21 protein-coding genes are annotated in these 21254 nt (G+C 59.1%); 14 read left to right on the top strand and 7 right to left on the bottom strand.

What is annotated here, in order from left to right:
* Window positions 1-64 precede the first annotated feature (64 nt).
* Window positions 65-643: a DUF1285 domain-containing protein gene (locus tag AC2FI8_RS03635; RefSeq protein ID WP_496726450.1), complete on the top strand. Its 579-nt coding sequence runs from the start codon at window positions 65-67 to the stop codon at window positions 641-643.
* Here the strand turns inward: AC2FI8_RS03635 and AC2FI8_RS03630 are convergent.
* Window positions 640-1578, bottom strand: coding sequence for a DMT family transporter (locus tag AC2FI8_RS03630; RefSeq protein WP_496726451.1), 939 nt, complete (start codon window positions 1576-1578; stop codon window positions 640-642). The genes AC2FI8_RS03635 and AC2FI8_RS03630 overlap by 4 nt on opposite strands.
* 181 nt (window positions 1579-1759) lie before the next feature.
* On the opposite strand from AC2FI8_RS03630, the gene AC2FI8_RS03625 reads away from it, so the two are divergent.
* Together AC2FI8_RS03625 and AC2FI8_RS03620 are read left to right on the top strand one after the other, a co-directional pair.
* Complete coding sequence (locus AC2FI8_RS03625; RefSeq protein ID WP_496726452.1) at window positions 1760-2509, top strand: hydroxypyruvate isomerase family protein; 750 nt, start codon at window positions 1760-1762, stop codon at window positions 2507-2509.
* 79 nt (window positions 2510-2588) lie between these two features.
* Entirely contained in the window at window positions 2589-2819 is a 231-nt protein-coding gene (locus AC2FI8_RS03620; RefSeq protein ID WP_082637211.1) for a DUF2798 domain-containing protein, read from the top strand.
* Between the two features lie 58 nt (window positions 2820-2877).
* On the opposite strand, the gene polA is transcribed toward AC2FI8_RS03620, so the two are convergent.
* From polA to AC2FI8_RS03605, 3 genes are all read right to left on the bottom strand, one after another.
* Entirely contained in the window at window positions 2878-5676 is a 2799-nt protein-coding gene (gene polA, locus AC2FI8_RS03615) for a DNA polymerase I (RefSeq protein WP_496777198.1), read from the bottom strand.
* Window positions 5677-5800: 124 nt separating this feature from the next.
* Entirely contained in the window at window positions 5801-6463 is a 663-nt protein-coding gene (locus AC2FI8_RS03610; RefSeq protein WP_496777196.1) for a YrbL family protein, read from the bottom strand.
* Window positions 6464-6476: 13 nt separating this feature from the next.
* The gene (locus tag AC2FI8_RS03605; protein ID WP_496765668.1) at window positions 6477-6653 is read right to left on the bottom strand and encodes a zinc-finger domain-containing protein; all 177 of its coding nucleotides are present in this window, start codon (window positions 6651-6653) and stop codon (window positions 6477-6479) included.
* Between the two features lie 87 nt (window positions 6654-6740).
* Between AC2FI8_RS03605 and AC2FI8_RS03600 the strand changes: the two genes are divergently transcribed.
* Window positions 6741-7733 carry an ABC transporter ATP-binding protein gene (locus AC2FI8_RS03600; RefSeq protein WP_496777395.1) on the top strand — a complete coding sequence of 331 codons (993 nt, stop codon included), beginning with the start codon at window positions 6741-6743 and terminating at the stop codon, window positions 7731-7733.
* Here AC2FI8_RS03600 and AC2FI8_RS03595 read toward each other — a convergent pair.
* Complete coding sequence (locus AC2FI8_RS03595; protein WP_496765670.1) at window positions 7730-8194, bottom strand: DUF1203 domain-containing protein; 465 nt, start codon at window positions 8192-8194, stop codon at window positions 7730-7732. The two genes, AC2FI8_RS03600 and AC2FI8_RS03595, sit on opposite strands and share 4 nt — an antisense overlap.
* Window positions 8195-8303: 109 nt before the next feature.
* On the opposite strand from AC2FI8_RS03595, the gene AC2FI8_RS03590 reads away from it, so the two are divergent.
* The 3 genes from AC2FI8_RS03590 to AC2FI8_RS03580 all read left to right on the top strand — a co-directional run bounded on the left by AC2FI8_RS03590 (window position 8304) and on the right by AC2FI8_RS03580 (window position 12772).
* Window positions 8304-11222, top strand: coding sequence for an error-prone DNA polymerase (locus AC2FI8_RS03590; protein ID WP_496777193.1), 2919 nt, complete (start codon window positions 8304-8306; stop codon window positions 11220-11222).
* A gap of 50 nt (window positions 11223-11272) precedes the next feature.
* Window positions 11273-11686, top strand: coding sequence for a group III truncated hemoglobin (locus tag AC2FI8_RS03585; RefSeq protein WP_282119659.1), 414 nt, complete (start codon window positions 11273-11275; stop codon window positions 11684-11686).
* 147 nt (window positions 11687-11833) lie between these two features.
* Window positions 11834-12772: a DMT family transporter gene (locus AC2FI8_RS03580; RefSeq protein ID WP_496777191.1), complete on the top strand. Its 939-nt coding sequence runs from the start codon at window positions 11834-11836 to the stop codon at window positions 12770-12772.
* A 54-nt stretch (window positions 12773-12826) separates the two neighbouring features.
* Here AC2FI8_RS03580 and AC2FI8_RS03575 read toward each other — a convergent pair whose 3' ends face one another.
* Window positions 12827-13939, bottom strand: a complete 1113-nt coding sequence (locus AC2FI8_RS03575; protein WP_496777190.1) for an S-(hydroxymethyl)glutathione dehydrogenase/class III alcohol dehydrogenase — start codon at window positions 13937-13939, stop codon at window positions 12827-12829.
* A gap of 130 nt (window positions 13940-14069) precedes the next feature.
* On the opposite strand from AC2FI8_RS03575, the gene AC2FI8_RS03570 reads away from it, so the two are divergent.
* Both AC2FI8_RS03570 and AC2FI8_RS03565 read left to right on the top strand, forming a co-directional pair.
* Window positions 14070-14357 (top strand): I78 family peptidase inhibitor, encoded by a 288-nt coding sequence (locus tag AC2FI8_RS03570; protein WP_496777189.1) that lies wholly within the window; start codon window positions 14070-14072, stop codon window positions 14355-14357.
* A gap of 61 nt (window positions 14358-14418) precedes the next feature.
* The gene (locus AC2FI8_RS03565) at window positions 14419-16071 is read left to right on the top strand and encodes a Y-family DNA polymerase (protein WP_496777187.1); all 1653 of its coding nucleotides are present in this window, start codon (window positions 14419-14421) and stop codon (window positions 16069-16071) included.
* A 16-nt stretch (window positions 16072-16087) separates the two neighbouring features.
* On the opposite strand, the gene AC2FI8_RS03560 is transcribed toward AC2FI8_RS03565, so the two are convergent.
* Complete coding sequence (locus tag AC2FI8_RS03560; RefSeq protein WP_496765687.1) at window positions 16088-16813, bottom strand: SDR family NAD(P)-dependent oxidoreductase; 726 nt, start codon at window positions 16811-16813, stop codon at window positions 16088-16090.
* Between the two features lie 226 nt (window positions 16814-17039).
* On the opposite strand from AC2FI8_RS03560, the gene AC2FI8_RS03555 reads away from it, so the two are divergent.
* From AC2FI8_RS03555 to AC2FI8_RS03535, 5 genes are read left to right on the top strand one after another with little or no spacing between them, the layout of a single operon-like run.
* Window positions 17040-18371, top strand: a complete 1332-nt coding sequence (locus AC2FI8_RS03555; protein ID WP_496777186.1) for an NAD(P)/FAD-dependent oxidoreductase — start codon at window positions 17040-17042, stop codon at window positions 18369-18371.
* Window positions 18325-18870 carry a hypothetical protein gene (locus tag AC2FI8_RS03550; RefSeq protein WP_496765691.1) on the top strand — a complete coding sequence of 182 codons (546 nt, stop codon included), beginning with the start codon at window positions 18325-18327 and terminating at the stop codon, window positions 18868-18870. The genes AC2FI8_RS03555 and AC2FI8_RS03550 overlap by 47 nt, the downstream gene beginning before the upstream one ends.
* Window positions 18870-20093: an MFS transporter gene (locus AC2FI8_RS03545; protein ID WP_496777393.1), complete on the top strand. Its 1224-nt coding sequence runs from the start codon at window positions 18870-18872 to the stop codon at window positions 20091-20093. Before AC2FI8_RS03550 ends, AC2FI8_RS03545 begins: the two co-directional genes overlap by 1 nt.
* Window positions 20090-20707 carry a DUF3833 domain-containing protein gene (locus AC2FI8_RS03540; protein WP_496777184.1) on the top strand — a complete coding sequence of 206 codons (618 nt, stop codon included), beginning with the start codon at window positions 20090-20092 and terminating at the stop codon, window positions 20705-20707. The genes AC2FI8_RS03545 and AC2FI8_RS03540 overlap by 4 nt, the downstream gene beginning before the upstream one ends.
* Window positions 20704-21246 carry a DUF3833 family protein gene (locus AC2FI8_RS03535; protein WP_496777182.1) on the top strand — a complete coding sequence of 181 codons (543 nt, stop codon included), beginning with the start codon at window positions 20704-20706 and terminating at the stop codon, window positions 21244-21246. Before AC2FI8_RS03540 ends, AC2FI8_RS03535 begins: the two co-directional genes overlap by 4 nt.
* The last annotated feature ends 8 nt before the right edge of the window (window positions 21247-21254 follow it).

The raw sequence follows: 21254 nt of genomic DNA, 5'->3' as shown, positions 1-21254 counted from the left end.
GACTTTCCCTTCCGTGGACTATTATGGTTGAAGTGTATCGCGCGAAAAGGAAATGGCAAAAGCAATGAGCGGACAAAAACCTGTGACCCCCTCTCCGGACGGGCTGGCGGCCTCGGTCAAAGCGGCCAAAACCAGGGGTTTACCCCCTGTTCACCTGTGGAATCCTCCGTTTTGCGGCGATCTGGACATCCATATCGCAAAAGATGGGTCTTGGACTTATTTAGGGTCGCCGATCAACCGGTTCGAGCTTGTGAAGCTTTTTTCCTCAATTCTTAAGGAAGAAGACGGGAAATACTACCTTGTGACCCCGGTGGAAAAGGTGGGAATCACTGTCGAGGATGCGCCCTTTGTGGCCGTGGATTTTGACGCGGCAGGCGAGGGTCAGGCCCAAGTACTGACATTTACGACCCGTGTTGGTGATACCGCGATAGCTGGTCCTGATCACCCGATCCGGATTGTCATCAATCCCGAAACAGACGAGCCGTCACCTTACGTATTGGTTCGCGCAAATCTTGAGGCGCGCATAGATCGCAAAAGCTTTTATCGTCTTGTGGACATCGCAACGCACAAAGATGGCTGGTTTGGCGTCTGGTCCAGTGGGCAGTTTTTCCCGCTTATCCGGTCGGACAGCCTGACCGACTAGGCCGGTTTTGCGACCCGACGATCCTGTGCCAGAACAACAGCCATTGCCACGACCCCTGCACCCAGCGCTCGGGTCCAGTTCCACTCTTCGCCCAGCACCAGCATGATCAGCATCACGTAGAAGGGGGCGACATTGATGTGAAAGGACGTAAGCGCGACGCCCAGTTTGCCAATCGATGCGACAAACAGGATCTGGCTGAGCGCCATGGAAATCAGCGAATAGATCGCCAGCATCCCAATTTGACGCGTGTCGATAGAAATGGACGGCACGATATCCATGCCCAGATGATGTGCGCCGGCCATCAGGATGGTTGCCATGAAGAACCCGCCAACAAATGTGACCGCTGCGCGCCCGGTCTGGCTTAATTCGGGGAAATCTCGCGAGGTTGCCTGGCTACCCCAGCAAAACAGGGCTGTCGCTGCAACGGCACAGGCCGCGCCCAAACCCAACTGTGCCGGGGCTACCGCGCTGGTGGCGATCAATCCACCCACTACCGAGATCAGAACCCCAACAGCAAAATTCCACTTGAGTCGCCGAGTACCAGACGCAAGTTCCAGCAATGTCGCAATCAATGGCGCGCATGAGGCAATGATGGCCGTTGTGACCGGGTCCATCAGTTTTTGCGCCACGATCAGCAGAAACATCCCCAGACCGATGCCAAACCCGCCGACAACAAACGCATGTCCCCAACGGGCGCGCAGAACCCGTTCCGGGCCATCTATCATGACCCAAATCGGGAGTAGAAACGCAACAGCCATGGCCATGCGCGCAACCAACAGCGCAACTGGCGGCCATGTCTGCAACAGCACCTCGGCCGCCGGAAACCCAGCCGCCCACGTCAGCATGGATGCCACTGCCAAGCCGTTGCCGGACAAGGCCGAATTTTGCCCGGCAGACGCAGAAAGGGCGTTCCCGCGCGCGGGGTTTGGGCTCATCGCCATAATGTTCGAACCTTTTGTTGGCACGGCGTTCTGAAATGATTCGCCGCGTTGCCCAGACCCTCGCTGATTCAGTCAGGCCGATCTGGTCGAATTTCGACAAACTGTCGTTTTCGGTCTCTTTCGTTAAAAACGCCTCGCGGATAAGATCAGCGCACCAGCTATCAAAAGGCTTCCGATGCCAAAATTCGCGGCCAATATCTCCCTGCTCTTTGCCGAGCTTCCCTACCTGGACCGGTTTCAGGCCGCCGCAGAGGCCGGGTTCATGGCGGTTGAAATTCTGTTTCCCTACGACCTGGCCGCCAAAGAGACACACCGCGCGTTGCTGGCCAACGGTTTGGATCTGGTGCTGATCAATGCGCCTCCACCCAATTACACCGGCGGCGATCCCGGTTATGCCGCTGTTCCCGGTGGTGAAGGCCGGTTCCAGTCGGATATCCGCCGCGTTTTGCGCTATGCTCAGGTTCTGCGCCCGGGGCTGATCCACATCATGTCAGGTTATTCCTCGGGACCGGACGCGTTTGAATGCATGGTGCACAACCTGCAATGGACGGCCGACCTTGCACCGCACCAACAATTTACGATTGAACCGCTCAACCCCGTGTCTCAGCCCGATTACTTCCTCAACGATTACAACCTGGCTGCTGACATCCTGGACCGTGTGGATCGCCCGAATGTCGGCCTGCAATACGACAGCTTTCACGCCCATATGATCCATGGAGATGCGCTGGCTGTTTGGGAACAGTTTCATCCAAGGGTCGTACATGCCCAGGTCGGAGCCGCCCCGGACCGCTCTGAACCGGGACGCGGTCCGACGGATTTCGCTCAGCTTTTTAACGCTATGACGGCGTCGGGATATTCCGGTTGGGTTAGCGCCGAATACACACCGTCAACATCCAGAACCGTGCACTCATTGGGCTGGATGTGACGCCAGATTCCCTATTCCGTCTGGCAATCAGGGGGAAAATATCTAAAACCGGGGCATCGCGACCTTAAGGATGCCCGAAATGATCCCTGCCCGCTTGGCCCACGCTGTATTCGGACTGATCATGTCCGGCCTCATGTCCTGTATCGTCACTGGCATCGCCACGGTCAAAGCTGTCGGTTTCGGACCGTCCACATTTGGTGACTGGATGGGTTCCTGGGCTTTTTGCTGGCCCATCGCCTTCGCCGTCATCCTAACCCTTGGACCAACAGTAAAACGTATGGTCGAGGGGTGGGTCAGACCGCAGGACTGACCCGCTGCAAAGAGGGCCCGCCGGGCCTGATGAGCAGCGCCGCCCGCTTGATGAATTTCTAGTGCGCCTCGGCCCAGTTCGCACCCTGCCCGGCATCCACGCTCAGCTTGACGTCCAGCTTCACAGCTGGATCAGATGCGCCTTCCATCACGTCGCGTGCGGCATCGATCAAAGGGTCCACCGCATCCTCGGCGACTTCGAACAGCAATTCGTCATGCACCTGCAGCAGCATCTTGGCGGGCAGACCATTGATCGCATCTGGCATCCGCACCATCGCGCGCCGGATCACATCCGCCGCCGTTCCTTGAATCGGCGCATTGATCGCCGCCCGGCGCGAGAACCCCGCATGAGGCCCTTTGGCGTTAATCTCAGGTGTATGAATTTTACGTCCGAACAAAGTCTGCACATAGCCATGCTCTTTGGCAAAGGCGACAGTGTCGTCCATATACTTGCGAATACCCGGGAAGCGTTCGAAATAACGGTCGATGAACCCCTGTGCCTCGGCCCGCGGAATGCGCAAATTGCGCGCCAGCCCAAAGCCTGAGATGCCATAGATCACACCAAAGTTGATCGCCTTGGCCTGACGGCGGATATCCGGCGTCATCTCGTCCAGCGGCACATCGAACATCTCGGACGCGGTCATGGCGTGAATGTCCAGCCCGTCGGAAAACGCCTGTTTCAGAGCCGAAATATCGGCGATATGCGCCAGAATGCGCAGCTCGATCTGGCTGTAGTCGAGGCTGACCAGCACATTGCCCGGCTCAGCGATGAACGCCTCGCGAATGCGCCGACCCTCCTCGGTGCGCACGGGGATGTTCTGCAGGTTCGGATCAGTCGAGGCCAAACGCCCGGTGTTGGCTCCGGTGATCGAATAAGACGTATGCACCCGGCCCGTATCTGGATTGATATGGGTCTGCAGCGCGTCGGTGTAGGTCGATTTCAGCTTGCTCAGTTGCCGCCAGTCCAGTACTCGGCGTGGCAATTCATGCTCGGTCGCGAGGTCTTCGAGAATGTCAGCCCCGGTCGAGTATTTTCCGGTTTTTCCCTTCTTGCCGCCTTCCAGCCCCATCTTGTCGAACAGAATCTCACCAAGCTGGGCAGGAGAGCCAACATTGAAATTCTCGTCCGCCAATTCGTGGATATCAGCCTCTAACCCTGCCATTTTCTGGGCAAATGCGTTGGACATCCGGCTCAACACATCGCGGTCGACCTTGATGCCGTGCATCTCCATCTCGGTCAGAACCGGCACCAGCGGACGTTCGAGCGTTTCATAGACGGTAGTGACCTGCACCTGATGCAGCTGCGGTTTGAACAGTTTCCACAGGCGCAGCGTGATATCGGCATCTTCGGCCGCATAGGCCGTTGCCTCATCGATCGGCACCTTGTCGAAAGTGATCGCCGATTTACCCGAACCCAGCAGCGGTTTGATCGGGATCGGCGTGTGGTTCAAATAGCGTTCGGACAGCGTGTCCATCCCATGCCCATGCTCGCCGCCATGCATTGCATAGGACATCAGCATCGTGTCATCGATTGGCACCACGTTCACGCCATAGCGGGCGAAAATCTTGGCGTCGTATTTCATGTTCTGCCCGATCTTCAGGATCGACGGATCCTCGAGCATCGGTTTCAGCAGCTTCAGAGCTTCATTTATAGGCATTTGCCCCTCGGCCAGCGCGTCTGAGCCGAACAGATCATCGCTGGCGCTTTCTCGATGGATCAGCGGGATGTAACACGCCTCGCCCGGCTCAACCGACAGGGAGATGCCGACAAGATCAGCTATCATTTCATTCAGGCCAGTGGTTTCCGTGTCCACCGCGATCCAGCCGCGCTCATACGCCTGATCTATCCATTTCTGCAGCGCACCGGCATCCCGCACACATTCGTATTTCGACGCATCAAAGGGGATGGCTTCGGCTTCGACCACCTCCGTAGCCGGCGCAGGCGCATCGGCAATCGCCGGTGCTTCGGCACCCAACTTGTCCGCGATCCGCTTGGTGAGCGTGCGAAACTCCATATCTGCCAGAAAACCCAGCAAGGTGTCCGGTTCGGGGTCTTTCACTTCAAGATCGTCCAGCGTGAAATCCAGCGGTGTGTTCTCGTCCAGTTGCACCAGCTTCTTCGACAGCTCGATCTGGTCGCGCTTTTCGATCAGGGTCTGGCGGCGCTTTGGCTGTTTGATCTCTTCGGCCCGGTCCAGCAACGTTTCCAGATCACCATATTCGTTGATCAGCAGGGCGGCCGTTTTGACCCCAATGCCTGGAGCCCCGGGAACGTTATCGACGCTGTCGCCCGCCAGTGCCTGTACATCAACCACGCGTTCAGGGCCGACACCGAATTTCTCAATCACGCCATCGCGGTCGATGCGCTTGTTCTTCATCGCATCCAGCATTTCGACACCGCCGCCAACCAGCTGCATCAGATCCTTGTCCGAGCTTACGATTGTCACACGCCCGCCCGCCTCACGCGCCTGCACAGCAAGGGTCGCGATGATGTCGTCGGCCTCGTACCCCTCCAACTCTTTGCAAGCGATGTTGAAGGCTTTCGTCGCTTCGCGTGTCAGGGGCATCTGCGGGCGCAGGTCCTCGGGCATCGCTTCGCGGTTGGCCTTGTAGAGGTCATACATATCGTTGCGGAACGTGTGCGAGCCTTTGTCGAAGATCACCGCCACATGGGTCGGTGCGTCCGGGCCGGCGTTCCCTTCAACATATTTCTGCAACATGTTGCAAAAGCCAGAAACTGCACCAATCGGCAGTCCGTCCGACTTTCGCGTTAGTGGCGGCAGCGCGTGGTAGGCCCTGAAAATAAAGGCCGATCCGTCAATCAGATGCAGGTGACACCCTTTTCCGAAATTGCTCATGCGCGCGCTCCGTTCTGGTTGGAAACGGTTCTGCCACAGGCCCGCGCGGGTGGCCAGTAAAGAAGGTGGTCAATCCACACAAGAGGCCGGAAAACTGTTCCGGAACGTCAACGCAGGCCGTCAATCACGCGACGCGGAATTCCTGCCCGGTTCTGTCCCAGATCAGCCCCACACGCTCGGCGATGCCGTTCATCTGCTTGTGCAGCGACCGGTTGTTCAACCTGCGGCTCAATGTACGCAATGGAATTAGATTGCGCTCTCCGTAACCATCGATCAACAGAAACATCCAGTTTTGATTGCGCAGCCCGTAGACAATGTTGGACTCGTGAATATCGCGGGCAACAATTTGAAGCTTAAACAGTTTTTTGGCAAAGCTGTTCAATTCATTCAGAACATCTTCACTCAGCGCTCCATCCTCGCACAGCTTCGCAAGGGGGTGTGCGAGCTGTCCGTCATCGGATTCGATCCGTTCCACAATTATCGCCGGGCCAATGTCGGTTTGCGCTATGCCAAAACATCGCGCCAAGGGCAGGTGCTCGATGTCGGTGCCGCTTTTCAACGCCGCCTTCATCTCACCCTCGATTTCCTTCAGCGCATTGCGAAAAACAGAATCGGGCAGAAGCCGCCGGATCAGCCGTTTTGAAAAAGATCGGTTAGGCCGTTTGCGCGGGCGCGTCACCTTTATCAATAAGTTCGATTGCCCTGGACAGGCATACACGTCTCGATGTCCGCCACTGGCAATCGGGTCCTGATCGGACACCCGCAAAAGCTGCACTGCAAAAAGCATCCGGCCCCCGAATTTATTGCGCGTCGTGCTCCGACAGTACGTATTTACAATCGCAATACGGGCACTCGACCCAGCCCGAATCTTCGGGGATCTGCAACCAAACGCGCGGATGGCCCAATGCGCCTTCGCCGCCGTCACAGGCAACACGTGCGGTTTCGACGATCTTGGTTTCCGGTGCATCAAGTGTCACGGCTGGCGATCCTTCATTGGTTGTCGGCCTCGCGGGCATGCATTAGGTGCGTTTATGAGCGATGAGCAAACCGGGGGCAAGGGTCTCATGACCGATGCGGCAATCAGGATCGATGGACTGCGCAAGACCTATCGGGGTGGCAAGAGCCAGCCCGAGAAACAGGCACTGAAGGGCATTGACCTGAGCATTCCACGGGGGTCGGTGTTTGGCCTGCTGGGTCCGAACGGGGCCGGTAAATCGACCCTGATCAACATTCTGGCCGGTCTGGTGGTGAAATCTGCGGGTACAGTGTCGATTTGGGGGTACGATCAGGAGCGCAACCCGCGCCAGTCCCGCGCCGCGATTGGCGTGATGCCCCAAGAGCTGAACCTTGACCCGTTTTTCACCCCCCGCGGCGCGTTGGAGGTGCAGGCCGGTTTGTACGGCGTACCCAAGGCCCAACGCCGCAGCGATGAGATCCTTGAACTGGTCGGTCTCAGCGACAAGGCCGAAGCCTATGCCCGCACGCTGTCGGGTGGCATGCGGCGGCGGTTGCTGCTGGCCAAGGCGCTGGTGCATCACCCCAAGATCCTGGTGCTGGATGAACCGACGGCAGGTGTGGATATCGAACTGCGCCAGATGCTCTGGACAAATGTGCGCAAGCTGAACGAACAGGGCATGACCATCATCCTGACCACCCATTACCTGGAAGAAGCGCAGGAAATGTGTGACGAGATTGCCATCATCAACCACGGTGAGAAAATCGCGCAGGACAGCACCGCCAACCTGCTGGGCCGAATGGACAGCCGTACCATGGTCATCGTGCCCGACAGCCCGGTCATCGATCTACCCGCAACCGAAGGGGTCGAGGCCGCCTTGCGCGACGATGGTAACCTTGTTCTGCAATATCGCAGCGCCCAAACCAACGCCGAGCAAGTTCTGGAATCCGTCCGCGCAGCCAATATCCGCATTCGCGATGTCCGCACTGAAGAGGCTGATCTAGAGGATGTGTTCCTCGCCTTGACGTCCAGCCGCACAGGGGACACCCCGGCGGCTGATCCGGATCAGCCGCGCCGGGGGATGCATAGGGTCAAGCTTTAGTCTCGGTCGATTCGGGCCTGATAGCAGTTGTTTCGCGCAGATCGGACGTGGATATAGGCCACATCTGGTCGGGCAAAGATATCTCTGACTTTTGCACCGATCTGATCCGTGGGCGTGATCGCCCCGGTGCCATAGGCGATGCGGTCATCTGTGCCATAGCCCTTAATTAGGTAATCGGGCGACGAGGTCAGGATCTCGGGCAGGTCTTGCCCCTCGTATCGCTCACAGGGTGCAGCACACAGAAAGATTGGCCCGGTTTCCGCATATGGATGTGTCTCTAAAAATGGCCTGTGGGCCAAGATCAGCATTTCTTCGCCCTCGGGAATGTTCTGCAAACAATGGCGACACGGGTTACCGGCACCCGTTGAAACGGTCCGTTCTGGCGTTGCGCCATAGGAATCCGGGTGACCGGCCTGAAGGGCGCGTACGTCGTCGGTGGGCAATGCGGTGATTTTGAACATTTCAGGTCTCCTTTTTCCCGACATTGCCCATCGGACCAAACCCAATCGACCCGTTTCCTGCGCAAAGGACTCGAAAAAGAACAAAACGTGAATATAATACGGAATCGTCATGTATGCCGAACTGTCGATCACGTCGAACTTCACCTTCCTCACCGGGGCCTCACACCCCGAGGAGTATATGGAGCGTGCCGTGACCCTGGGCCTGCCCGCCATCGCGATTGCCGATGACAACTCGGTCGCCGGGATCGTGCGCGCCCATACCCAGGGGCGCGAGATCGCCCGCAAGGTCCGTGAACGGCTGGAATGGGAGGCGCAGAATACGTCCATCGGCCCACCCCGCCCCGATCACATCCCCAAACCGCCCTCGTACCCGATCCACGCGGTGCCCCGTCTGATACCGGCGGCACGGCTGATCTTTACCGACGCACCCACGGTTACCGCCCTGCCCCTGAACCGGCAGGGCTGGGCCAATCTATGCCGCATCCTGTCCAAGGGCCGGCTGCGCGCCGAGAAAGGCGACTGCATCCTGCACTTGTCCGACCTGCTGGAGTTTTCTGACGGTCTCCACCTGCTGCTGTGGCCACAAACGGCCCGGTCTCCGGGCGGCGCGGGCGGCTGGCGGACACAAGCGCAACAGCTAACGCGCCGCTTTGCCGGGCGGATGCATCTGTTGATGCACCCCCAGTATGACGGCGCAGATGACGTATATTTCTCTTTATTAGAGACTAAATCAAAACAACTCGGCATCCCCACACTCGCCAGCGCCACGCCGATGATGCATCACGGCACGCGCCGCAAACTGGGGGATGTGCTGACCGCCATCCGCCTGCGCCGCAAGATCGATGAGCTGGGCCGCGAGGCGCTGGCCAATGGCGAACAACGCCTGCGATCCGAGGCCGAGATGCTGCGCATCTTCAAAGGTTATGAGGGGGCCGTTGCCCGCGCGCATGAACTTAGTGAACTGCTCACATTCTCGCTGGACGAACTGCGTTATGAGTACCCCAGCGAGGGCAGCGAACAGGAAACCCCGACCCAGCGTCTGCATCGTCTGGCGCATGAAGGGTTGCAATGGCGCTATCCCGCTGGCGCGTCGGAGAAAGCAAAAAAGATGCTGGCGCATGAGCTCGCCCTGATCAGCAAGCTGAAATACGAACCCTACTTTCTGACAGTCCGCGATATCGTTCATTTCGCCCGCTCGCGCGACATCCTCTGCCAGGGGCGCGGCTCAGCGGCCAATTCGGTCGTCTGTTTCTGCCTCGGCATCACCGAAGTCAGCCCCGAGATGGGCACGATGGTCTTCGAACGATTTGTCTCCGAGGCGCGGGATGAGCCGCCCGATATCGACGTTGACTTCGAACATGAGCGCCGCGAAGAGGTGATCCAGCACATCTATAACCGCTATGGCCGCCATCGCGCCGGCCTCTGTGCCACGGTCGTGCATTATCGCGGCAAACGCGCCATCCGCGAGGTTGGCCGCGCGATGGGACTGACCGAAGACACGATTTCGGCGCTCTCATCTCAGCTTTGGGGCTTCTTCTCCGCTGCGGGGCTTGAGGCGGAACGGATGCGCGAGATTGGCCTCGACCCCGAAGATCGCCGTCTAAAACAGACTCTAATGCTGGTATATGAGATCGACGGGTTCCCCCGTCACCTGTCTCAGCATGTCGGCGGCTTCATCATCACCGAGGGGCGTCTGGACGAGCTTGTTCCTATCGAGAACGCCACGATGGAGGACCGCACGGTCATCTGCTGGGACAAGGACGATATCGACACGCTGGGCATTCTGAAGGTCGATGTCCTCAGCCTCGGGATGCTGACCTGCATTCGCAAGGCCTTTGACCTGATCGGTCAGCACCATCAGACCAGCTATACACTCGCCACCCTGCCGCCCGAGGACCCTGTCGTCTACGACATGCTGTGCAAGGCGGACTCGATTGGCGTGTTTCAGGTGGAATCACGGGCACAGATGAACTTTCTGCCCCGGATGCGACCACGTAATTTCTATGATCTGGTGATCGAGGTCGCCATCATCCGCCCCGGCCCCATTCAGGGCGACATGGTCCACCCCTATATCCGCCGCCGGAACGGAGAGGAGGAGGTCAGCTTCCCCTCGGACGAGTTGGGCGAGGTGCTGGGCAAAACGCTGGGCGTGCCGCTGTTTCAGGAACAGGCGATGCAGATTGCCATTGTCGGCGCAGGCTTTACCCCGGAACAGGCCGACCGGCTACGCCGGTCTCTGGCAACCTTCAAGAAGCACGGCAATGTCAGCGAATTCCGCGCGCTGTTCCTGCGCGGGATGAAACGCAACGGGTATGAACAGGACTTCGCCGAACGCTGTTTTTCGCAGATCGAAGGCTTCGGCTCTTACGGCTTCCCCGAAAGCCACGCGGCCAGCTTTGCGCTGCTGGTCTATGCCTCGGCCTGGATCAAATGCCACCATCCGGGGATATTCGCCTGCGCCCTGCTGAATTCGCAGCCAATGGGGTTCTATGCCCCCGCCCAGATCGTCCGTGATGCGCGCGAGCATGAGGTTCAAGTGCGCCCGGTCTGCATCAATGCCAGCTTTTGGGACAATGTGATGGAACCTGACGGTCAGGGCGGGCTGGCGATGCGGCTGGGCTTCCGCCAGATCAAGGGCCTCAGCGAGGAAGATGCCAGCTGGCTGACAGCCGCGCGCGGCAATGGCTACCATCAGGTCGACGATGTCTGGCGCCGTGCCGGTTTGGGACCATCGGTGATCGAAAGGCTGGCCGAGGCGGATGCCTTCGCCGCCTGCGACCTGACACGGCGCGAGGCATTGTGGCAGGCCAAAGCGATTGCCACAGCCAAACCCCTGCCGCTGTTCTCGCAGGATCTGGAGGGGGAGGCGCTGGATGAACCCGAGGCCTACCTGCCGAAAATGACCTTGGGCGAGCAGGTGGTCGAGGACTACGTCGCCACCCGCCTCAGCCTACGGGCGCATCCCGTCGCCCTGCTGCGACATATTCTGACACCGGACCCGCGCGACAAAACCACGCCTGTCGCATGACCGCAGATCGGGATAATGCCCCTGAACAGAGTCGAAATCGGACCATCCCAATGACCAGACCCACCCTGCCCCCACGCTTTCCCGCGACGCCAGATCAGATCAACGCGCAGGTCCGTGCCTTTTATGCCCGCGTGCGCGAGGACACAGTACTGGGACCGGTCTTCAACAAACATGTCCACGACTGGCCCGCCCATGAGGAAAAGATCGCCGCCTTCTGGCGCAACGCGATTTTGTTCGAGCGCAGTTATGACGGCAACCCGCAACGAGTCCATATCGAGCGGCCCGACGTAAAGCCCGAGTTCTTCGCCCATTGGCTGGATCTGTTCGAAGAGGTCGCGACGCAGACGCTGCCCCCTGAAACCGCGACTCCTTGGGTCGCGCTGGCCCGTCGCATCGGGGTGGGAATGAAAGCGGGCGTGCAATCCGCACGCCAACCCAAGGACGCACCACCGATCCTGCGATGATCCCGCGTCATGGCGGCCATGCAATGTTAGCGGTAAATTAGGGGCTATGCGCGCCACCAAAATGAGTTTACTCAAAGGCAAGCCACCCGCGCACTTGCGGTGTGATGGCACAGTCACAACACCGATACATCACCCGGGGCCACAAAGATGAGCACTCAGAACTCCACCCTTCGGGGACTTGGCTATGCGTTTTTGGGCTTTGCGGTCTTTGCCAGCCATGACGCGCTGATCAAGGCGCTCGGCGGCGTCTACTCGGTGATGCAGATCATCTTTTTCGCCACGCTGTTTTCTTTTGTGCCGATGGCCGTCACGATTCTGACCGACCGGACAACCGGGAACTTTTTGCCCCATCACCCATGGCTGGTGTTGCTGCGATCTGGCCTGATGGTCACCGCGATGTCCTGCGCGTTTTACTCCTTTTCCGTATTGCCGCTGGCCGAGGTTTACTCGCTGCTATTTTCCTTCCCGCTGATCGTGACAGTCCTGTCGATCCCCATTCTCGGCGAAGTGGTCCGCGCCCAGCGTTGGGCCGCCGTGGGCGTGGGCTTGATCGGCGTTCTGATTGTCCTGCGTCCAGGCGCAACGGATATCACGCTGGGCCATCTGGCCGCCCTGACAGCTGCCTTTTGCAGCGCCTTTGCATCCGTGCTGGTACGCAAGATCGGGAATGAAGAACGTTCGGCGGTGCTGATCCTGTACCCCATGCTGTTGGCAATCGCGGTGATGAGCCTTGCACAACCCGTTGTCTATCAACCGCCATCCTTGCTGCATCTGGCGATGATGGCATTGGTAGGCGTATTCTCGGTCATCGCCCAGCACCTGATCATTCTGGCCTATCGCGCGGCACCCGCCGGAGTTATTGCCCCCAGCCAGTATAGCCAGATCATCTGGGCTACGATCTTTGGCATGGTCTTCTTTGGTGAACGCCCGGATATCTGGGTTGCGGTGGGCGCCAGCATCATCATCGCATCCGGTGTCTATGTGGTCTGGCGCGAAAGCCGGATCAACACTACCTCGGCCAACACCCCGGTTCTGCGCGTGCGATCACCTCGGTCAGATACCGGGGCAACGCGGCCGGGGGAATAAGAAACGGCGCGCTGTTTAGCGCGCCGTGACAGCGTTTTCCGAAGGTTTAGACCCTTAGTAAAGGACCACAGACCGGATGCTTTCGCCTTTGTGCATCAGGTCGAAACCGTGGTTGATGTCGTCCAGACCCATTGTATGAGTGATCATCGGGTCGATCTCGATCTTGCCCTCCATGTACCAGTCGACAATCTTGGGCACATCGGTCCGGCCCCGCGCGCCACCAAATGCAGTGCCGCGCCACGAGCGGCCAGTGACCAGCTGGAATGGGCGGGTCGAGATTTCGGCCCCAGCCGGCGCCACGCCAATAATGATCGATTCACCCCACCCTTTATGTGCCGACTCCAGTGCTGCGCGCATCACGCCGACATTGCCGGTGGCGTCAAAGGTGTAGTCCGCGCCGCCTTTGGTTAGGTTGACCAGATAAGGCACCAGATCGCCTTCAACCTCGGACGGGTTGACGAAATCGGTCATGCCGAACTTGGTAGCCATTTCGACCTTTGACGGGTTCAGGTCGACGCCGACGATCTGGTCCGCTCCGGCCAGACGCAGGCCTTGAATGACGTTCAGGCCGATGCCGCCCAGACCAAACACGATGGCACGGCTACCGATCTCAACCTTGGCAGTGTTGATGACGGCACCGATGCCGGTGGTGACGCCACAACCGATGTAGCAGATCTTGTCGAAGGGCGCGTCCTCACGCACTTTGGCCAGCGCGATTTCCGGCAGAACCGTGTGGTTCGCGAAGGTTGAACAACCCATGTAGTGCAGGATCGGATCGCCATCCAAGGTCGAAAACCGCGAGGTTCCGTCGGGCATCAAGCCCTGGCCTTGGGTTTCGCGGATCGCCTGACACAGGTTGGTCTTGGGGTGCAAACAGTATTCGCACTCACGACATTCAGGCGTGTAGAGCGGGATCACGTGATCACCCGGTTTCAGGCTGGTCACACCTGGGCCCACTTCAACCACAACGCCTGCGCCTTCATGGCCCAGAATCGCCGGAAACAGGCCTTCGGGGTCAGCGCCCGATCGGGTGAATTCGTCGGTGTGGCAGAGGCCGGTGGCTTTGATCTCGACAAGAACCTCGCCCGCCTTGGGGCCTTCGAGGTTCACATCCATCACTTCCAAAGGTTTGCCCGCCTGGACGGCGACGGCGGCACGGGTACGCATGGTTGTTGTCTCCCTGTCTTATTTGCCCCGACCCTGCGTCAATTGCAGGGCATTTTCAACTGCGCTTTGGTGACAGGTTGGCTAATTGTTTGATATTGCAGTAACGACATTGTCAGAAGGAGAAACGCCAATGCACCGATTTATTCCCGCTCTGGTCCTGCTGGCAGCCTGCGCCGAGACGACCGCGCCTGTTGCAACACCTGCGTCGACGGACGCCGCCTCGGTTGATCTGGCCTTTTGCCAGGGCGAAGCTTTTGCCGATTCCATTGGCCAACCGGTGTCGACCATTCAGGGCCAGCTGCCCGAACGCTCGCGCGTTCTGGGCCCCGATGACATCGCCACACAGGATTACCGCATCGACCGGCTGAATGTTTTCGTGAGCGGCTCGGGGATCATTCAACGCCTGACCTGCGGGTAAGCGTGGACTCGGCGGACGATTCTGAAGTAAGAACAAAGTGAGAACATTTTGATGTCTGCCGATGCCGAAACGCCGAATACTCTCATTGTGGTTCCCCCGTCTGGGGGCTGAACGGCTGATCCGTGCTGCGCGGGGGCTGCATGCTGGCCCTTTGGCCGTGGTTGCGGAACAGTCAAACATGCAGGTGATTACCTCGCTGAACGTGGAAGCGCAGGCCGCCGGTCTGCGTGTGGGTCAACCCGTGCGTGATGCCCACGCCATGTGTGCAGCCCTGATCACGCGACACCGCAACGCCCCGGCTGAGGCTGCGTTTCTAACCGCGCTGCGCCGTTGGGCCGGCAAGTTCAGCCCCTGGGTGGCCGAAGAGGCACCAGACGGGCTGGTCGTCGATCTGTCAGGCTGCACGCACCTGTTCGGCGGGGAAGAGGCACTACTGAGCGTCATTGAAACCGACTGTGCAGATATGGGGCTAAGCGTGCAGATGGGCATCGCCGACACGCTGGGCGCGGCCTGGGCGCTGGCACGGTATGCGGGGCAAGAGGCCACATCAGATCGCAACGGCGACGCCATCAGCCAAGAGGCGCGCGCCACCCGCGCGCGCGCAGGGAAACGGCGGCACTGGACCAAGGGCGGGGCCGCGCCGCAAGTGATGGCCCTGGGTGGCGGCGCACGGATCGCAGCACCAGGGCAATCTTATGGCGCGCTCAGCCCCCTGCCGATTGCAGCGCTGCGCCTTGAGGATCAGGTAGTCGCACAACTAAACCGACTGGGCCTGCGCCGGATCGGCGATCTGCTGGGCCAGCCGCGTGCAAGTTTGGCGCGGCGATTTGGGCGAGGGTTGGTTCTGCGATTGGATCAGGCGATGGGCAGCGCCCCCGAGCCGGTCTCGCCCGCACGTCCGCCCCATCACTTTGCGGTGCGGATGACCCTGCCCAATCCGATTGGCCTGATCGAGGACGTTATGGCCGCCATCGACCGAGTCTTGCCCACGCTGTGCGCGAAGCTCGAAGAGAAGGCGCGTGGCGTCCGCACCCTGCGGCTTGAGGCGCATCGCGCCGATCAGGCGGCTGAGATCATCGAGGTTGGTTTGGCTCGGCCCACTTACGACAAACACCGCATTCGCCCTTTGTTAGAGATGAAAATCGATAAGATCGACGCAGGCTATGGCATCGACATGCTGCGGCTTGAGGCGATCCAGACCGAGCCCATCCACACCCGCACAGTGGCCGGTCACGCCGAGGCGCGCCGCGTGGCTCGCAATCGGCTTGAGGGCAATACAGCCGTGGATGACCTGATCGGCAAACTGGGCGCCCGGGTCGGGTTGGACGTGATCACCCGGCGGCACCCGGCGGCCTCACATATCCCCGAAAAAACCGCGCAGACTTTGGCGGCGGCATGGTCAGAACCCGCCCGCGATTGGCCCGCCCCACCGCGCCCGCGCCCGTTGCAGATGTGGCAGCCCGAGCCGGTGATGGCCGCTGAAGCCCCGGATGTTCCAGCCGCCTTTCGCTGGCGCGGGCGCGACTGGCAGTTGGCCCAGGCCACCGGCCCGGAACGGATCGCACCCGAATGGTGGCTGGATGACCCCAACTGGCGCAGCGGCGTGCGGGACTACTGGGTGGCTGTCACCGAACAGGGTGAGCGGCTGTGGCTGTTTTACGGCCATGGCGGCACGATGTCGGCAGGCTGGTTCTGTCACGGGCAGTTTGGTTAGAACGCCTGTTTAGAGTCTATTTTCCGCGGTAAATCAGCCAATCCGGCAGGTAACCCAGCAAACGGATCACCCAAGAGAACGGTGCCGGGAAATCGGTGCGGAACCGGCGGCGCGACATCGCCCTGACCACCCGGTCCGCCGCGTCCTCGGGAGTCATCAGCATCGGCATCTTGAAAGTGTTCTTTTCGGTCAACCGGGTCTTGATGAAGCCCGGATTGACGATCCGCACGGTTACCCCCGTGCCCGCCAGATCAAATCGCATCGTTTCAGCCAATGAGACCAGCGCCGCCTTGCTCGCCGCATACCCAACCGCAGCCGGAAGTCCGCGATAGCCAGACAAAGACCCGATCAGCGTGATGTCACCCCGACCCGCGCGCACAAACCCGGGCACCGTCTCGCCCAAAACGCGCAGCGCGCCAAGATAATTCACGTCTGTCATCGACAGAACAGCATCGGTGTCCCAATCGGCTGATTTCATCGGCTCATAGGCCCCGGCATTGTAAACCAGACCATCCACACCCCCGACCTCTGCCACGGCGCTGCGCACAGCCTTCAGGTCGGTCACGTCGAACGGCACCGCCCGCGCATTCGGAAGGGTTTCGCAGATCTCGGCCAGTCGTGCCGCATTGCGCGCCGACAGGACCAGATGTGCCCCCTGACGGCTTAGCGCCTGAGCCAAGGATCGGCCCAGGCCCTCGCTGGCGCCAACAATCCAAATAGTTTTTCCGTCAAAACTGTTCATGCTTGGGCTATCCGCACTGTCGGGAACACATGATCCGGACATTGGTTTCGTGTTTTTAAGACATGTTAGGGATTCTACGATCAGGTACCAAAGCTGGATCACGTGACTGCACCAAAAATCGGGCAGACTTTACGAAGTAACGCACGTTCAAAAAAAGTCCAACGTGATTGATCCGTACCCGCAACTAGTACGTAATCCTTTTTAAATGTCTCACTAAGGGGATCACATGTTCGACGAACCACGGGGCTCACGCAAGAAAATCGCAATTGTAGGTGCAGGCATTTCGGGTCTATCCGCCGCTTACTATTTATCCGAAGACAACGACGTAACGATCTATGAGGCCCAGCCCCGGCTGGGCGGTCATGCCCGGACGGTGATGGCGGGCAAGAACGGTGATCAGCCGGTCGACACCGGGTTTATCGTGTTCAACTATGCCACCTACCCGAACCTGACAAAATTGTTCGACGAACTGAACGTCCCCGTCATTCAAAGTGAGATGAGCTTTGGCGCGACGATCGACAATGGTCGCCTCGAATACGGGCTGAACAATCTGCGCACTCTGACCGCGCAAAAGCGTAACCTGATGCGGCCGGCCTATTACAAGATGATCTCTGACATCCTGCGCTTTGGCAAAGAGGCGCCAGGGGCAGCCAAGGACGATGAAACCACAATTGGGGAACTGATTGATCAACTGAGACTGGGCCACTGGTTCCGCCACAACTATCTGATGCCCATGTGCGGGGCGATCTGGTCCACCCCCGTTGAATTCATTGACCGTTTTCCCGCGCGGTCGCTGGTACAGTTCTTTCAAAACCATGCTTTGCTGGCCGGTGATCGAACCAAACAACACCAGTGGTGGACGGTCAAAGGCGGCAGCATCGAATATGTCCGCCGCATCGAGGCCTCTCTGCGCGCCCGCGGTTGTGAAATCCGCGTTGCTGCTCCGGTTCAGAACGTTCAGCGGAATGAGTTGGGCGTAACTGTACATAGCGAAGGTCAGGCCGATCTGTATGATGAGATCATCCTCGCCACCCATTCCGACCAGTCACTGGCCATTCTAGGCGACAGCGCCACACCCGAGGAAAAAGCCGCCCTCGGTGCAATCAAATACCAACCTAACAAGGCCGTTTTGCATTGCGACCCGGGCCAGATGCCCAAAAGGCGGGCCTGCTGGTCCAGCTGGACCTATCGGTCGCAAGCCGGAAATGTCGGCGTCACCTATTGGATGAACAGGTTGCAGAACATTCCGGACAGCGATCCGATGTTTGTGACCCTCAATGTCTCAGCAGATATTCCCGCGGACAAAATCTATGACGAGGTCGAGTTTGCCCACCCGGTGTTTGATCAGGCAGCCCTGAAGGCACAAGGTCAAATTCGCGAGATGCAGGGACAGAACAAAACGTGGTTTGCCGGCGCATACAACCGGCACGGTTTTCACGAGGACGGGATTGCCAGCGCGATGCATGTTGTCGAGCGATTGAATGGCACCCCCCAAACCATCGGAGCTGACAATGGCGTTCTGGATAAAGACCAGGTCATCCCTGTCGCGGCAGAGTAATCCATTCTGGCGCGCTATTCTTCTTTCATTGACTTTGCTGGCCCCAAGCGGACTGGCAGCGTCAACCGTATCGAATGCATTGCCGAGCGCCGAATTGCGCGGCTCGGCGACGTTCCGGTATCTGGGCCTGCCGATTTATGACGCGAAGCTGTTTACGGCCGGTGGCGCCCCGTTCAGCTGGAGTGAGGATTTCGGTTTGCAGCTGACCTACCGCAAGAACATCAAGCAGAAGGCTTTGATCGAATCCACGCTTGATGAAATGAAACGGCAGGGCAACAGCGGGCTGACACAGGCCAACCTGGGACAGTGCTTTGAGGCCGTCAGCAAAGGTGATGTTTATCTGGCTGTTTCGGATGGGCCGAACAAGGTTGGTTTCTGGCTCAACGGGCGCAAAACCTGCAACCTGACCGGGCCGGGCATCAAAAAGACATTCATGTCGATCTTTCTTGGCAACAACACCAGATCGGCAAGCTTTACGCGCCAGTTGAAAGGGCAATGATGCTGTATCCACGGGTCAGCCTCTATGCACTGATGCTCGCGGCGGCGGGTATCCCCCTCTATATACATCTGCCGCGCTTTGCAGCCGTCAACCTTGGGATCAGCCTTGGCGTGATCGGTACCGTTCTGCTGGCGATCCGACTGGTGGATCTGGTGCAGGACCCGCTAATCGGCTGGGCGATTGACCGCTGGCCGGGTGGTCAGTTGGCGTTTGCCGCCGTGGCCGCAATTGGGCTGGCCGTAGGCTTCCCGCTGCTCTTTGCTCTTCCCGAAGGCGCAAGCGTGACATCGCTGATCCTGATTCTGATCCTGCTATTCTCGGCCTATAGCCTTGGCACGATCCTGCTGTACGGGCGCAGCGCGACGCTAGCCAAAACGCCAGACGCCAAAGAGCTGATGACGCTGGCAGCCTTCCGTGAAGGTGGCCAATTGGCAGGCGTCGTGATCGCCGCCAGCGCCCCTGCCCTGTTCGTGGCTTTCGGGGCCGGTGCGCAGGGATATCCAGCCTTTGGCCTGTTTCTGGGCGTCCTGTCGATCGTCACCATCGCGGTGACCTTTCCGATGTGGCGGCGGACGCCGATTACGGGTGAGGGCCTGTCTTTCGCCGGATTGGTTCGGGCCGGGGCGCTGCGCCTTCTGGCGCTGGCTCTGGTCAACAGCCTGCCGGTCGCCATCACCTCGACCCTGTTTCTGTTTTTCGTCGAGGACCGGTTGCAACTTCCGGGCAAGGCGGGTCCCTTGCTGATCCTGTTCTTCCTCAGCGCCGGGGCCAGTGTGCCGCTTTGGGCCAAGCTCAGCAATCGCATTGGCCCAAAACAGACCCTAATTATTGCAATGCCGCTGTCTATTGCCAGCTTCATAGGTGCCGCGATGTTGCCGTCAGGCGAACTTCTGGGCTTTGCCGTGATTTGCCTTGCCTCTGGCGCGGCGCTCGGGGCTGACATGGTGGTCCTGCCTGCCATGTTCTCGGTCGTTTTGACCCGCGCTGGCCTGAATGCGTCAGCTGCGTTCGGTATCTGGTCCTTTGCTGGCAAACTGGGCCTTGCGCTGGCCGCCTTCTTTACATTGCCCCTGCTGGAACGCAGCGGTTTTACACCTGGTCAATCGAATACCGCCCAAGCCCTGGACACACTCAACCTGGCTTATGCGGTGCTGCCCTGCATCCTGAAACTTGGCGCGTTTGGCATGGTCCTGACGTTGCCCACGGAGGTCTCAGCCAAATGAAAACGCTTGTTGTTTTACTGTTCGCCGCTCTCGCTTTGTTTATCGCCAAGAACCGGTTCCTGAGCTTCCGGTCGCAAACACCTGCCGACTACACCGGCACTGGGCCTGCATTCAAAATGAAAGAGGTCCTGAACGGAGAGATCCTGTCCGAGGGGCTGATCTATGGTCCGAACGGCAAGATGTCGAACAGCTTTGTCGCCCGTATGGTTGGGAACTGGGATGGCAACACCGGCACGTTGGCCGAGCATTTCACCTATTCCAACGGCAAACAGATGACACGCAAGTGGTATCTGACGCTGGGCACAGGCAATACCTTTACGGCCACAGCAGATGACATCGTCGGCGAAGGAACGGGAACGATTTCGGGGTCCACCGTCAAACTGACCTATCGCATCATCCTACCCGAAGACGCTGGCGGCCATACACTGGACGTCACCGACTGGATGTACCTGACCGAAAACGGTATAATCATGAACCGGTCCGAGATGCGCAAGTTCGGCATCAAGGTCGCTGAATTGATTGCCACGATGCGTCCCGCGCCCGAGGTCAAATCCGCTCATGTCCCCGGCTCAAACGGCTATGATGCGGACGCAGAGCAAAGGCCGCTGCAATGATCACGCGCCGGGTTATTGTCGCTGGTCTGGCAGTCATCGGTCTTGCGGTTCTAACCGCCTGTTCTGCCAAACCGCGTATTCCCAAGACCTTTCTGTCAGACCGGCAGCTGAACCTTGAAGAGTTTTTTGAAGGGAAAACCGTCGCTTATGGTCAGTTTCAGGATGTTCTGGGCAACGTACCGCGCCGATTTACGGTGGATATCGACGGAACGTGGGATGGTGAAACCCTGACCCTGTTTGAGGATTTCGTCTATGATGACGGCGCCACCGAACAGCGTGTCTGGACGCTAACCAAGACGGGCGAGGACACCTGGACCGGCACGGCCCCCGGCGTTCTTGGAACCGCCAGCGGTGTCGAACGCGGCGATACGTTCAACTGGACATACAAGATCGACCTGCCAATCAAAGAAGGCACCATGCGGGTCAACTTTGACGACTGGATGTGGCTGCTGGACGATGACCGTCTGCTGAACCGAGCCTATGTCTCGCGTTATGGTGTCCGGCTGGGCGAGGTCATTCTGTTTTTTGAGAAGAAGTAAGCTAGCAG

It is taken from the genome of Ruegeria sp. CDSB029, assembly GCF_059611125.1.
The sequence above is the reverse complement of the archived record's forward strand: the minus strand, read 5'-3'. Positions and strand labels throughout refer to the sequence as shown.

Bases quoted from the DNA above. Each gene is read 5' to 3' on its own strand.
- AC2FI8_RS03635 (WP_496726450.1), top strand. From the start codon at position 65: ATGAGCGGACAAAAACCTGTGACCCCCTCTCCGGACGGGCTGGCGGCC.
- AC2FI8_RS03630 (WP_496726451.1), bottom strand. From the start codon at position 1,578: ATGAGCCCAAACCCCGCGCGCGGGAACGCCCTTTCTGCGTCTGCCGGG.
- AC2FI8_RS03625 (WP_496726452.1), top strand. From the start codon at position 1,760: ATGCCAAAATTCGCGGCCAATATCTCCCTGCTCTTTGCCGAGCTTCCC.
- AC2FI8_RS03620 (WP_082637211.1), top strand. From the start codon at position 2,589: ATGATCCCTGCCCGCTTGGCCCACGCTGTATTCGGACTGATCATGTCC.
- polA (WP_496777198.1), bottom strand. From the start codon at position 5,676: ATGAGCAATTTCGGAAAAGGGTGTCACCTGCATCTGATTGACGGATCG.
- AC2FI8_RS03610 (WP_496777196.1), bottom strand. From the start codon at position 6,463: ATGCTTTTTGCAGTGCAGCTTTTGCGGGTGTCCGATCAGGACCCGATT.
- AC2FI8_RS03600 (WP_496777395.1), top strand. From the start codon at position 6,741: ATGACCGATGCGGCAATCAGGATCGATGGACTGCGCAAGACCTATCGG.
- AC2FI8_RS03595 (WP_496765670.1), bottom strand. From the start codon at position 8,194: ATGTTCAAAATCACCGCATTGCCCACCGACGACGTACGCGCCCTTCAG.
- AC2FI8_RS03590 (WP_496777193.1), top strand. From the start codon at position 8,304: ATGTATGCCGAACTGTCGATCACGTCGAACTTCACCTTCCTCACCGGG.
- AC2FI8_RS03585 (WP_282119659.1), top strand. From the start codon at position 11,273: ATGACCAGACCCACCCTGCCCCCACGCTTTCCCGCGACGCCAGATCAG.
- AC2FI8_RS03580 (WP_496777191.1), top strand. From the start codon at position 11,834: ATGAGCACTCAGAACTCCACCCTTCGGGGACTTGGCTATGCGTTTTTG.
- AC2FI8_RS03575 (WP_496777190.1), bottom strand. From the start codon at position 13,939: ATGCGTACCCGTGCCGCCGTCGCCGTCCAGGCGGGCAAACCTTTGGAA.
- AC2FI8_RS03570 (WP_496777189.1), top strand. From the start codon at position 14,070: ATGCACCGATTTATTCCCGCTCTGGTCCTGCTGGCAGCCTGCGCCGAG.
- AC2FI8_RS03565 (WP_496777187.1), top strand. From the start codon at position 14,419: ATGCCGAAACGCCGAATACTCTCATTGTGGTTCCCCCGTCTGGGGGCT.
- AC2FI8_RS03560 (WP_496765687.1), bottom strand. From the start codon at position 16,813: ATGAACAGTTTTGACGGAAAAACTATTTGGATTGTTGGCGCCAGCGAG.
- AC2FI8_RS03555 (WP_496777186.1), top strand. From the start codon at position 17,040: ATGTTCGACGAACCACGGGGCTCACGCAAGAAAATCGCAATTGTAGGT.
- AC2FI8_RS03550 (WP_496765691.1), top strand. From the start codon at position 18,325: ATGGCGTTCTGGATAAAGACCAGGTCATCCCTGTCGCGGCAGAGTAAT.
- AC2FI8_RS03545 (WP_496777393.1), top strand. From the start codon at position 18,870: ATGCTGTATCCACGGGTCAGCCTCTATGCACTGATGCTCGCGGCGGCG.
- AC2FI8_RS03540 (WP_496777184.1), top strand. From the start codon at position 20,090: ATGAAAACGCTTGTTGTTTTACTGTTCGCCGCTCTCGCTTTGTTTATC.
- AC2FI8_RS03535 (WP_496777182.1), top strand. From the start codon at position 20,704: ATGATCACGCGCCGGGTTATTGTCGCTGGTCTGGCAGTCATCGGTCTT.